General features: G+C 73.1%; 12 protein-coding genes and 1 pseudogene. 3 read left to right on the top strand and 10 right to left on the bottom strand.

The features are described from left to right. Nucleotides 1-104: 104 nt before the first annotated feature. Nucleotides 105-938, bottom strand: coding sequence for an alpha/beta fold hydrolase (locus ACFQ79_RS16450; RefSeq protein WP_383583735.1), 834 nt, complete (start codon nt 936-938; stop codon nt 105-107). A gap of 133 nt (nt 939-1,071) precedes the next feature. Between ACFQ79_RS16450 and ACFQ79_RS16445 the strand changes: the two genes are divergently transcribed. Further along, on the top strand, nt 1,072-1,956 hold the full coding sequence (locus ACFQ79_RS16445) for an RNA polymerase sigma-70 factor (protein ID WP_383583798.1): 885 nt from the start codon (nt 1,072-1,074) through the stop codon (nt 1,954-1,956). 292 nt (nt 1,957-2,248) lie between these two features. Then, a complete protein-coding gene (locus tag ACFQ79_RS16440) occupies nt 2,249-2,989 on the top strand; it encodes a GntR family transcriptional regulator (protein ID WP_383583733.1) in 741 nt (246 codons plus the stop codon). Nucleotides 2,990-3,044: 55 nt separating this feature from the next. On the opposite strand, the gene ACFQ79_RS16435 is transcribed toward ACFQ79_RS16440, so the two are convergent. Beyond that, the gene (locus ACFQ79_RS16435) at nt 3,045-4,202 is read right to left on the bottom strand and encodes an ROK family transcriptional regulator (RefSeq protein WP_030316649.1); all 1,158 of its coding nucleotides are present in this window, start codon (nt 4,200-4,202) and stop codon (nt 3,045-3,047) included. 163 nt (nt 4,203-4,365) lie between these two features. Here ACFQ79_RS16435 and ACFQ79_RS16430 point away from each other — a divergent pair, with 163 nt between their 5' ends. After that, nucleotides 4,366-4,776 (top strand): hypothetical protein, encoded by a 411-nt coding sequence (locus tag ACFQ79_RS16430; RefSeq protein WP_383583731.1) that lies wholly within the window; start codon nt 4,366-4,368, stop codon nt 4,774-4,776. A gap of 12 nt (nt 4,777-4,788) precedes the next feature. On the opposite strand, the pseudogene ACFQ79_RS16425 reads toward ACFQ79_RS16430, so the two are convergent. The 8 genes and pseudogenes from ACFQ79_RS16425 to ACFQ79_RS16390 form a co-directional block, all read right to left on the bottom strand. Further along, nucleotides 4,789-5,150 (bottom strand): annotated as a pseudogene (locus ACFQ79_RS16425) (uracil-DNA glycosylase family protein). Between the two features lie 61 nt (nt 5,151-5,211). Further along, nucleotides 5,212-6,654, bottom strand: coding sequence for an adenylosuccinate lyase (gene purB / locus ACFQ79_RS16420; RefSeq protein ID WP_187623649.1), 1,443 nt, complete (start codon nt 6,652-6,654; stop codon nt 5,212-5,214). Nucleotides 6,655-6,791: 137 nt separating this feature from the next. Beyond that, nucleotides 6,792-7,574 carry an SGNH/GDSL hydrolase family protein gene (locus tag ACFQ79_RS16415; protein ID WP_383583728.1) on the bottom strand — a complete coding sequence of 261 codons (783 nt, stop codon included), beginning with the start codon at nt 7,572-7,574 and terminating at the stop codon, nt 6,792-6,794. A gap of 177 nt (nt 7,575-7,751) precedes the next feature. Beyond that, nucleotides 7,752-8,771: a hemolysin family protein gene (locus ACFQ79_RS16410; protein WP_383583725.1), complete on the bottom strand. Its 1,020-nt coding sequence runs from the start codon at nt 8,769-8,771 to the stop codon at nt 7,752-7,754. Next, the gene (locus ACFQ79_RS16405; protein ID WP_383583723.1) at nt 8,768-10,111 is read right to left on the bottom strand and encodes a hemolysin family protein; all 1,344 of its coding nucleotides are present in this window, start codon (nt 10,109-10,111) and stop codon (nt 8,768-8,770) included. The genes ACFQ79_RS16410 and ACFQ79_RS16405 overlap by 4 nt, the downstream gene beginning before the upstream one ends. Nucleotides 10,112-10,333: 222 nt before the next feature. Then, nucleotides 10,334-10,759, bottom strand: coding sequence for a GNAT family N-acetyltransferase (locus ACFQ79_RS16400; protein WP_383583720.1), 426 nt, complete (start codon nt 10,757-10,759; stop codon nt 10,334-10,336). A gap of 63 nt (nt 10,760-10,822) precedes the next feature. Then, nucleotides 10,823-11,497 (bottom strand): class I SAM-dependent methyltransferase, encoded by a 675-nt coding sequence (locus ACFQ79_RS16395; RefSeq protein ID WP_383583718.1) that lies wholly within the window; start codon nt 11,495-11,497, stop codon nt 10,823-10,825. A 10-nt stretch (nt 11,498-11,507) separates the two neighbouring features. Next, entirely contained in the window at nt 11,508-11,852 is a 345-nt protein-coding gene (locus ACFQ79_RS16390) for a VOC family protein (RefSeq protein WP_383583715.1), read from the bottom strand. Nucleotides 11,853-11,984: the final 132 nt, after the last annotated feature.

Genomic DNA, 11,984 nt, shown 5'->3' with positions numbered 1-11,984 from the left:
GCGCCGCCGTGGGCACCGGCCTCTTCGCGCGAAGGACCCGTGCCGTGGGCACCGGCCTCTTCGCGCGAAGGACCCGCGCTGTCCGGCCGGCCCCGCGGGCGGCCTCAGACGCCGCTGCCGTCCAGGATCACGCGTGCGACGAGAGCGGGGTCGTCGTTCATGGGCACATGACCGCAGCCGGGCAGCCGGACGAGTCGCGCGCCGGGGATGGTGTGCTTGGCGCGGACGCCCTGTCGGGGAAGGAGCAGCCGGTCGCGGGCGCCCCAGGCCACGGTGACGGGCACGTCGGCGACGTCGTCGCGGAAGCGCACGCTCCCGCCGGCGGCCAGGGTCTGGCGGAACCCGGTGGCCCCGCGCAGCGCGAGCGTTTCGGCGTAGGCGGCCGCGGGTGAACGGCGCCCCGGGCGGGCGTAGATCGTGCTGGTGAGCACGGTGCGCCCGGCGGACGTCCGGGAGAGGCGGTCGATCACCGGCACGGGCAGCGACCTCGCGGCGCCCCGCATCGCCCGCAGGGTCACGAAGGCGTACCGCCGCTCGCCCTCCGACCAGAAGCCGGCGGGGGAGAGCGCGGTGACCGAGCGCACCAGCTTCTCCCGGCCGAGCTCCAGGGCGAGCAGTCCGCCGAGCGAGTTCCCCGCCACATGGGGGCGCTCGACGCCGACGGCCTCGCAGAAGGCGCCGAGCACGGTCCCGACGGTGGACAGGTCGTACGGGCAGCCCTCGGGCAGCTCGTCGGAGGCGCCGAATCCGGGCAGGTCGACGGCGATGACGTCCCGCTCCGCGGCCAGGATGTCCAGCACCGGCTCCCAGGCCTGCCAGTGGTGCCCGATGCCGTGCAGGAGCAGCAGCGGTTCCCCCGCGCCCCGGCGCTCGTACGTGAGGGACGCCGTGCGGGGGCCCGCCGGGGTCTCGATCGTGAACGTGATCCGTTCGGGCATGCGGACTCCCTGTCCTGAAGCTTTCAGACGTCCCGTCAGTGAGAATTACCGATCAGTAGCCTGGAGTTCAAGACCTCGTCCGAAACTGGACAGCGCGACCGCGGTGGGCTGGGATGGACGGGTGCCCACCGATATCCCGACCGACACCCTGACCGAGCACTTCGAGGAGCATCGCCCGATGCTCCTCGGCGTCGCCTACCGGATGCTCGGCCGCGCCGCAGACGCCGAGGACGTCGTCCAGGAGGCCTGGCTGCGCTGGACCGCGGAGGACCGGGCCGAGGTCCGCGAGCCCCGGGCCTTCCTCGTACGGATCACGACGCGGCTCGCCATCGACCGGCTCCGGCAGGCCCAGGCGCGCCGCGAGTCCTACGTCGGCCCGTGGCTGCCCGAGCCCGTCGTCACCGACTTCGGACCGACCGCCCCCGACACCGCCGAGCGGGCCCTGCTCGCCGACTCCGTCTCGCTCGCCGTCCTCGTCGTCCTCGAGTCCCTCTCCCCGCTGGAGCGGGCCGTCTTCGTGCTGCGCGAGGCCTTCGGCTTCCCGTACGCCGAGATCGCCACAGCCCTCGACCGCTCCGAGGCGGCCGTGCGCCAGCTCTCGGGGCGCGCCCGGCGTCATGTCGACGAGGGCAAGCCGCGCTACGACGTCGACCCGACCGAGCGCCGGGACCTCACCGAGCGCTTCCTCGCCGCCGCGGCCGGCGGCGACCTCGGCGATCTCCTCGCCCTGCTCGCCCCCGACGTACGGCTCGTCGGCGACAGCGGCGGCAAGTCCAAGGCACCGCTGCGGATCATCGAGAGCGCCGACAAGGTCGGCCGTTTCCTGCACGCCACCGCCCAGGGCGCGGACGAGACCTTCGAGTTCCGCTTCCTCGAGCTCAACGGCGCCCCCGCCCTGCTCGCCCTCGTCGGCGGCAAGCCGGACTCCGTCTTCCAGATCGAGGTGCTCGACGGGCGCGTCCAGTGCGTCTACATCATCCGCAACCCCGACAAGCTCCAGGCGCTCGCCGGTCTCTGACGGCGCCCGGGACGCGCCCCGCGCGACAAACCGGCCCGATCCCGCCGATCGGCCGGAACTTCACCCCGTCTCCCACCAGGGAGGCGGGGTGTTTTGCTGCGCAGGGCACACGGGGGCGCGAACGTCCTGTGAACGATCTAGGTCAGAGGGTCACATTCGGGGGCGTTCGACAGAGGATTGGTCTTGACCAAGGGGTGGGCTCGCCTTATGGTCGCAGAGTTAGTGCAGGAACCTTTAATAAACAAGGGCGCGGAAAAACGCCGCGGGACACGGCGAATTGCGGAGGATCAGGGTGGGGACCACGCAGCTGGCATCGGTACCGGAACCGAAGTACCAGCACCTCAAGACAGTCATCGGCGAAGCACTCGACTCGGACTTCGCGGTCGGGGAGATCCTCCCCAACGAGCGCGATCTCGCGGCACGCTTCGGCGTCGCCCGTGCCACGCTCCGCCAGGCCCTGGAGCAGCTGGAGCTCGAAGGCAGACTGCAGCGCCGTCGCGGCGTCGGCACCACCGTCGCCCCGCCGCGCGTCGGCGTCGACGTCTCCACCACCCAGCACACCTGGCCGGGTGTCGGTGACGAGGCCTGGCAGTCCCTCGACTCCGCCGCCGACGTGGCCCCGGCCGCCGTCGCGCGCGTCCTGGAGAGCGGCTCCGAGGAGCGGGTGCACGTCGTCCGCCGCATCCGCGTCAGCCAGGGCCAGCCCGTCGCCGCCGAGCTGCTCTACGTCCCCGCCGGATCCGTCCCGGGCCTCAGCGCCATCGACGCGCCCGCCGGACCCGCCCGCGCCCGCGCGGTGCTCCGCGAACTCCAGCACCTCGCCCTCGACGGCCAGGACCGCTCCGTGGAGCTCGGGTCCGCCCGCGCCGACGACGCCAAGGAGCTCGACCGGCTGCCGGGCGCGCCCGTGCTCGTCGTGACGACCCGCTACCTCTCCGGAGGGCGCACCGCCGCCGTCTCCGTGGCCACCTACCGCGCCGACACCTGCCGCCTCACCTTCGGCGACTCGGGCGATCTGGTCATGGCCTCGTAGCGCGCCCCTCCCACGAACACCGAACACCGGCCGACGGCCCGTCGCGAGGATCCTCCTAGCGGCGGGCCGTCACCGTGCCGTCGACCGCGAACAGCTGCTCCTCGACGTGGTCGAGGGCGAGGCGCAGCGCGCCCGTCCCCACCGCGGCCTCGCCGAGCAGCGACAGCACCACCCGGGGCGGCCGCAGGCAGAACCGGGCCAGCTCCTCTCGGAGCGGCTGGAGCACGCCGTCCAGGCCGGCCGCCCAGCCGCCGACGACCACGAGCTCGGGGTCGATCGCCAGGACCAGCGCCGCCACGTCGTGCACGAGCCGCTGGATGAAGCGCTCCACCGCCGCCTCCGCGCGGGCGTCGCCCTTGCGGGCCAGCGCGAAGACCTCGGCGACCGCCTGCTCGTCCAGCGGGTGCAGCGGCTCGTCCGTGGTCGACAGCAGATGCTCGGGGGTGACGCCCCGGCCGAGCAGGTGCAGGGCGCCGATCTCCCCGGCCGCCCCGCCGAAACCGCGGTGCAGCCGGCCGCCGATCAGCGAACCGGCGCCCGGGCTCAGCCCGGCGAGGACGAAGACGATGTCGTCGGAGTCGGTCGCGGCGCCCTTCCAGTGCTCGGCGACGGCCGCGGCGTTCGCGTCGTTCTCCACGATGACGGGGCACTTGAAGGAGCGCCGCAGCCGTTCGCCGAGCGCGAGACCCGTCCAGCCCGGCAGGGCCGTACCGAGGCGGACGGTGCCGTCGGCCTCCACGATGCCGGGGGTGCCGACGCCGACGGCCCGCAGATTGGACCGGGCGACCCCGGCCCTGCGCAGCACGTCGGCCACGACCGTGCGGACCCGGTCGAGGCGCTCGTCCTCGGGGGCCGTCTCCGACACCTCGCGAGAACCGGCGCCGATGATCCGGCCGTCCAGACCGGAGAGCAGCGCGGCCACCCGGTGCGGGCCGATCTCGATGCCGAGGAGATGCCCGGCCTCGGCGCGGAAGCGGAACCTTCGCGCGGGACGGCCCTGGCGCCTGGCCTCGCCCTCCTCGGGCGCCGCCTCGACGACGAGGCCGCCCTCCATGAGTCCCTCGACGACCCCTTCGACCGTGGGCCGCGAGAGGCCCGTGATCCGGGTCAGATCCGTGAGCGTCGGCGCTTCGGCGCCGCGCAGCGCATGGAGTACCACCGCGGAGTTGATCCGCCGCAGCAGAGACGGATCCCCGCCGGTCAGCCGCCCCACAGTGTGTCCTCCCAGCTCGTGCACCTCTTCGGCGGATGGTACTCAATGGGCCCGGTCGCGGCGAGTGCCGCCCCCATGACGCTTTGGATTCGCCCCCGGCCCGCCGGCCCCCTCGGTTTCTGACGCGACGCCAACTGTCAGTGGTGGGGGCTTTACTGGAGCCATGACCACGGCAGCCCATCTGGCGGCGATCGACTTACTCAGGGCCCGGGGATTCGACGGCGGCCCGGAGCACCACCTCGCGGAGCTCGCGACCAGCGAGGACTTCTGGGAGGACGACGGCACGCGCCGCCCGATCGTCGAGGACCAGTACGAAGCGGAACGGGACGGGCTCGGCGTGCTGCTCACCGCGCGCTGGGGCGAGCCGCGGGAGCTCGATCTCGGGCCCGTCCTGGAGCGGAGCATGGAGGGCGAGCCGATGCCCGAGCCCTGGTCGACCCTCAGCTGCCACACCCCGAACCTGCGCCTGTGGCGGGCCGACGGACTGTGGATCGGACTCGGCGTCTCCCAGTGGGACAAGGAGCTGCCGTTCCAGCTGCTCGCCGTCCTCACCCCGGTCGATCCGCCGACGTGACGGCCGGCCTCCTCACCCGCGGAGGCCCTCGGCGGCCTCGCGGAGCCGGCCGTACTCCTCGGCCGTCGTCGCCGCCGTCCAGTGCGCGTCGAGCCCGCTCGGGTTGGGCAGTGCCCGGATCCGGGTGGATCCGATCACGCGCCCCTGCGGCCCGATGGCGGCCTTGGGCTCCCCGAAGGCCGTGCGGTACGCGGTGACCCCGACGACCGCGAGCCGGCGGGGCGCGAGCCGCTCCGCCTTCGCGGCCAGGATCCGGCCGCCCTCGACGTACTCCTCCCGGCTCGGTTCGTCGGCCCGGGCGGTCGCCCGCGCCGCGACGTCATGAGACCCGGGTCGATCCCGCAGAACAACACCGAGAGGCCGCCCGCCACCACGTCGGGAACGACGCGGTCACGGGCGGCCTCCAGCTGCTCCTTGGTGAACGGGGGCTCCCGGTCAGAGGATCGCCCCGGGGGCGTAGGCGGCGGCCTCCGGGTGCTGCTTGAGGATCTCCTCGATACGGGAGACCACGGACGCGACCTGGTCGGCGGCGGCGCCGGTGAAGGACAGCTTGTCCGCCATCAGCTCGTCGAGCTGCGCCCGGTCCAGCGGGATGCGCTCGTCCGCGGCCAGCTTGTCGAGGAGCTCGTTCTGCACCGTGCCCTGCTCGCGCATGGCGAGGGCGGAGGCGACGGCGTTCTCCTTGATGGCCTCGTGGGCGACCTCGCGGCCGACGCCGGCGCGCACGGCGCCCATGAGGACCTTGGTGGTCGCCAGGAACGGCAGGTAGCGGTCGAGCTCACGGGCGACGACGGCCGGGAAGGCGCCGAACTCGTCGAGCACGGTGAGGAAGGTCTCCAGGAGACCGTCGAGCGCGAAGAACGCGTCGGGCAGCGCGACCCGGCGGACCACGGAGCAGGAGACGTCGCCCTCGTTCCACTGGTCGCCCGCCAGCTCGCCGGTCATCGAGGCGTATCCGCGCAGGATGACCATGAGGCCGTTGACGCGCTCGCAGGAGCGGGTGTTCATCTTGTGCGGCATCGCCGAGGAGCCGACCTGGCCGGGCTTGAAGCCCTCGGTGACCAGCTCGTGGCCGGCCATCAGGCGGATCGTCTTGGCGATCGACGACGGGGCGGCGGCCAGCTGCACCAGCGAGGTGACCACGTCGTAGTCGAGCGAGCGCGGGTAGACCTGGCCGACCGAGGTGAAGGCGTGGGCGAAGCCGAGGTGACCGGCGATCCGCTGCTCCAGGTCGGCCAGCTTGCCGGCGTCGCCGCCGAGCAGGTCCAGCATGTCCTGGGCGGTGCCGACCGGGCCCTTGATGCCGCGCAGCGGGTAGCGGCCGAGGAGCTCCTCCAGGCGGGCGTACGCCACGAGCAGCTCGTCCGCCGCCGTCGCGAACCGCTTGCCGAGGGTGGTCGCCTGGGCGGCGACGTTGTGCGAGCGGCCGGCCATGACCAGCTCCGCGTACTCGGCGGAGAGCTTGCCGAGACGGCCGAGGACGGCGACCGTACGGTCCCGCATCAGCTCCAGGGAGAGCCGGATCTGCAGCTGCTCGACGTTCTCGGTGAGGTCGCGCGAGGTCATGCCCTTGTGGACGTGCTCGTGGCCGGCGAGGGCGTTGAACTCCTCGATCCGGGCCTTCACGTCGTGCCGGGTGACCTTCTCGCGCTCGGCGATGGAACCGAGGTCGACCTGGTCGAGCACGCGCTCGTAGTCGGCGAGGGCGGCGTCCGGAACCTCGATCCCGAGGTCCTTCTGCGCACGCAGCACGGCGAGCCAGAGCTGACGCTCCAGCTTCACCTTCTGCTCGGGGGACCAGAGGACGGCGAGCTCCGCGGAGGCGTAGCGGCCGGCCAGAACGTTGGGGATGCGGGGCTTCGCAGTCACAGCAGTCACGTGGACAGAGTTTACTGGCGATTTCTGCAGGCCAGCGCCACCGTCCGGCCTGGAGTTTGCTACGAGACGCAGCTCACGGCCGCCGCTCCCGAACGGCGCCCGGCCGGGCTGGGGCTCGGTGACGGCGCCCGGCCGGGCTACGGCTCCGTCGACGGCTCGTACGGCAGCAGCTCGGGGCGCTTGGGCGCCCGGCCGTCGCCCGACGAGCGGCCGGTGAGGCGCCGCCCTATCCACGGGCCCAGGTGCTCCCGGGCGAAGCGGGCGTCCGCCGCCCGGCGGCTCGCCCAGCCCGGCACGGGGGTCGGGGGCGGCGGAGTCCGCCAGTCGGCCTCGGGCGCCAGACCGAGCGTCTGCCACACGGCCTCGGCGACCCGCCGGTGCCCGTCGGCGGTGAGGTGGAGCCGGTCCACGTCCCACAGCCGGGGGTCGGCGAGCGACGGGGCGCTGTACAGGTCGACGACCAGGGCGCCGTGCCGGGCGGCGAGGTCGTCGACGTGCGCGAACAGCTCCTCCATCCGGGGGCGGAAGCGCTCCAGGACCGGTCCGTTCCGGCCGGGGCTGCGCATCAGGACCAGCTGCCCGCAGGACGGGGTGAGCGTCTCGACGGCCTCGGTGAGCAGTCCGCGGACCCGCCCCATGTCGACCTTGGGCCGCAGGGTGTCGTTGAGCCCGCCGACGAGCGTGACGACGTCGGCCTTCATCGCGGCGGCCGTCTCGACCTGCTCCTCGACGATCTGGCCGATGAGCTTGCCGCGTACGGCGAGGTTGGCGTACCGGAAGCCGGGGGCGCGGGCGGCCAGCCGGTCCGCGAGGACGTCGGCCCAGCCCCGGTAGGAACCGTCGGGCTTCCGGTCCGACATGCCTTCGGTGAAGCTGTCGCCGAGGGCGACGAAACTGTTGTACGTGGCATTGATCTCCATGGCGGAGAGATCATACCGCGCGGTATGCGCGGCCCTCCGCCGGAGCCCGGTCTCCGGAACCCGCCCCCTCCGCTTCCGCACGGATCCTCGACGCCCGGGGCGCAGCCACCGCACTGTGAACGGCGAAGGGCCCCGGGAACGTGTGTTCCCGGGGCCCTCCCGTGCCGGTGACCGGTGCTACGGCGCCGCCGGGCGGCCCACCAGCTCCCGCAGCACGTCCTCCATCGTCACGAGGCCGGCCGGCTTGTCGTCCTCGTCGAGCACCGCCGCCAGATGCGTCCGGCTGCGGCGCATCGCCGTCAGCACGTCGTCCAGCGGCGTGGCCGCGCGGACGCGGGCGATCGGCCGCAGCGCGGACACCGGGAACGGCTCGTCGCGCGGCGAGGCGTCCAGGGCGTCCTTGACGTGCAGATAGCCCAGGATCCTGCGTTCCTCGTCGACCACGGGGAAGCGCGAGTAGCCCGTCCGGGCCGCCAGCGCCTCCAGCTCGCCCGGAGTCGTGCCGACCTGTGCGTACACGACCTTCTCCGCCGGCATCACGACATCCCGTACGGGACGGCGGCCCAGCTCCAGGGCGTCGTGCAGCCGCTCGGCCGCCCGGTCGTCGAGCAGCCCCGCGTGACCGGCGTCGGTGACCATCCGGGCCAGCTCGTCGTCCGAGAACGTCGCCGCGACCTCGTCCTTGACCTCCACCCGCAACAGCTTGAGCAGCGCGTTGGCGAAGGCGTTGATCGTGAAGATCACCGGTCGCAGCGCCCGCGCGAGCGTCACCAGGGGCGGGCCGAGCAGCAGCGCCGTACGCGTCGGCTCCGCCAGCGCGATGTTCTTCGGCACCATCTCGCCCAGCAGCATGTGCAGGTACGTGGCCACGCTCAGCGCGATCACGAACGAGATCGGATGGACCAGGCCGTGCGGCACGCCCACCGCGTCGAAGACCGGTTCGAGCAGGTGCGCGATGGCGGGCTCGGCGACGATGCCGAGCACCAGGGTGCAGAGCGTGATGCCGAGCTGCGCCGCGGCGAGCAGCGCGGAGACGTGCTCGAGGCCCCAGATGACGCTGCGCGCCCGCCGGTTCCCGTCCTCGGCCAGCGGCTCGATCTGGCTGCGGCGCACCGAGATCAGGGCGAACTCGGCGCCGACGAAGAAGGCGTTGACGACCAGGGTCAGCAGACCGATCAACAGCTGGATGACGATCATCGGCCGGCCTCCCCGGTCTCGTCCCGGTGCTCCTGCGACACGGGCGCGTGCAGCAGCACGCGCGCGGCGCGCCGGCCCGAGGCGTCCACGACGTCGAGCCGCCAGCCGCCCGGCTCCACGCTGTCGCCGACGGCCGGGATGCGGCCCAGCTCATGGGCGACGAAGCCCGCGAGCGTCTCGTACGGACCGTCCGGCACCCGGAGGCCGATCACCTCCACCTGGTCGGTGCGGGCGGCGCCGTCGGCGGACCAGAGCTCACGCCCGTCCGCGTCCTCGCCCGCCCGCGCCAGGTCGGGCGTCTCGTGCGGGTCGTGCTCGTCGCGCACCTCGCCGACGACCTCCTCGACGATGTCCTCCAGGGTGGCGACCCCGGCGGTACCGCCGTACTCGTCGATGACGACGGCCATCGTCTGCTTCCCGGACAGCCGGTCGAGGAGCCGGTCCACGGTCAGCGTCTCGGGGACGAGCAGCGGCTCGCGCAGCAGTTCGCCGATCCGGCGGTGACGCCGCTCCTCGGCCGGTATGGCCAGGACGTCCTTGATGTGCGCGATGCCGACGACCGCGTCGAGGCTGCCCCGGTAGACGGGGAAGCGGGAGAGACCGGTCGCCCGGGTCGCGTTGGCGACGTCCTCGGCGGTGGCCTGCACGTCGAGCGCGGTGACCTGCACGCGGGGCGTCATCACGTTCTCCGCGGTGAGCTCCGCCAGGTTGAGGGTACGGACGAACAGCTCGGCCGTGTCCGCCTCCAGGGCGCCCTCCTTCGCGGAGTGGCGGGCCAGCGCCACGAGCTCCTGCGGGGAGCGCGCCGAGGCCAGTTCCTCGGTCGGCTCCATCCCGAGGCGGCGCAGGATCCGGTTCGCGGTGTTGTTGAGGTGGCTGATCAGCGGCTTGAAGGCGGCGGTGAACACCCGCTGCGGGGTGGCGACCACCTTCGCGACCGCGAGGGGCGAGGAGATCGCCCAGTTCTTGGGGACCAGCTCGCCGACCACCATCAGGACGACGGTCGACAGGGCGGTGCCCAGGACCAGAGCCACCGACGAGGCGACCGAGGCGGAGAGGCCGAGGTCCTCGAGGGGACCGCGGATCAGCTTGGAGATCGAGGGCTCGGACAGCATGCCGACGACCAGGTTGGTGACGGTGATGCCCAGCTGGGCGCCGGAGAGCTGGAAGGTCAGCGACCTGACGGCCTTGAGCGCTCCCGCCGCACCGCGCTCGCCACGCGCGGCGGCGTCCTCGAGGTCGCGGCGCTCGACCGTCGTCAGCGAGAACTCGGCCGCGACGAACGCGCCGCACGCGACGGCGAGGAGGAGCGCCAGGAGGAGCAGAAGCACTTCGGTCATCGGTTCACCTCCGTCCCATGATCAGCCAGGGGGAGGGGGAATGCTCGATGTCGGCCGGCGCGGCCGGTGCTTTCGGGAGCAGTACGGAGAGCGGTACTACTGGGAGGCTCGCCCATGGGCGGACGCTCACACCTTTCGGTCGTCGGGTCGTCTGAATGAGAGACCATGGTAAAGGATCGGCAAAACGGCTGGGTGACCGGCTCGGGGTCCGGTCGGCACCGCTCAGCCCGTGAGCGGCTTCACCCAGCGGCGCCAGTGGTCCTCGCGACCGTACCCGGCCGCCGTCCACAGCCGCTGCCCCGTCTCGTTCGCCTCCAGGACCATGGCGTCCGCACGCCGGCCGCCGAGCGCGAGGAACCGCTCCTCGGCCGCGCGGAGCAGCGCGGTGGAGATGCCCCGGCGACGGTACGAGGGCAGGACCGCCAGGCGGTAGAGGGAGGCACGCCAGCCGTCCCAGCCGGCGATGACGGACCCCACGATCCGGTCGTCGGCGAACGCCAGGAGGAGGGCCTCGGGGTCGCGTTCGACGAGCCGGGTCACCCCGGGCACGTCGTCCGAGACGGAGGTCCCCTCGGCGGACTCCTTCCAGAAGGCCAGTACGGCTTCGGCGTCGTCGGGGACTGCGGCACGTATCTTCGGAGCGATCATGGCCGGATCCCATCAGACACGTCCGGGCCGTCGCCAGGATTTCCGCTCCGTGGGACGGCGCGGCTACCGCCGGGCCGCGCCCAGGACGCAGGGCGAGGAGGGCAGCCGCGGTCCCTTCTCCGGTACGTCGAACGAGCGGTACGGGCCCAGGGCGAACCCGGCCGCCTCGATCGCCGCGAGCGGGGCGCGGGAGGTGTGGCAGCCGCCGAAGAGCAGCGGCCAGACCGTCCGGTCGAGACCCCGCTGGACGCGAGCGAGGCCGGGCGTGTCGGCCACGCCGTGCTCGAAGAACCGCAGCTCGGCGCCGGGGCGCAGCACCCGGTGCAGCTCGGCGAGGGCCTGCGGGAGGTTCCGTACCGTGCACAGCACGAGCGAGGCCACCCCCGCGTCGAAGGAGGCGTCCTCCAGCGGCAGCGCCTCGGCCGTGTCCGGGAGCAGGGTCACCGGGACCGGGGCCCGGAGCGCGGCCTCCTGGGCCAGCCGCCGGAGCCGGGCCTCCGGTTCGAGGGCCACCACCTCGGTGACACCGGCCGGGTAGTGCGCGAAGTTCAGTCCGTTGCCCGCCCCGATCTCGATCACCCGTCCGGACAGCCCCGCGAGCAGCTCCGCCCGCAGTGCGCCGAGCCCGCCCTTGGTGTCGGCGGACACGCTGAACCGGGCGTAGAAGCGGGCGAACAGCGGATGGTGGACGCCGGGCGAGGCGGACGACGCGGGTGACGGAGCGTTCGGCGGTGTCATCGGAGCCTCCTCAGCCCGTCACGAAGCAGAACTCGTTGCCCTCCGGGTCCCGCATGACCTGGAAGGAGCCCTGCTCGTCCGTGACGAGAGCACCGACCCGGGACGCGCCCGCGGGCAGGGCCTCGTCGGCGGCCAGGACGGGGTCCTCGACCTCCAGGTCGAGATGGACGCGGTTCTTCGCGGCCTTGCCCTCCGGCACCCGCTGGAAGGCGAGCCGGACGAAGTCCGGCGGGTCCACGTACGACCAGTCGCCGCTCCGGTCGACCGGAGCACCGCCGAGGAGCCCTGCCCAGAACCTGACCAGAGCGGCCGGGTCGGCACAGTCGAAGACGATCTCCTGAACGTGAGCGCGCATGCCCCCAGCCTACGGACCGGAGGCACGCGCGTCCCTGGATACGGGACCCCGGGTCAAGCGTCCCGAGGCGCCCTCGCGTCCCGCGTCACGAAGCTCCCGCGCGTTACGAGCCCGCACTAGGAACCCGCACTA

Source organism: Streptomyces sp. NPDC056480, assembly GCF_042795405.1.
In the GTDB taxonomy this organism is placed as follows: Bacteria; Actinomycetota; Actinomycetes; order Streptomycetales; family Streptomycetaceae; genus Streptomyces.
The sequence above is the reverse complement of the archived record's forward strand: the minus strand, read 5'-3'. Positions and strand labels throughout refer to the sequence as shown.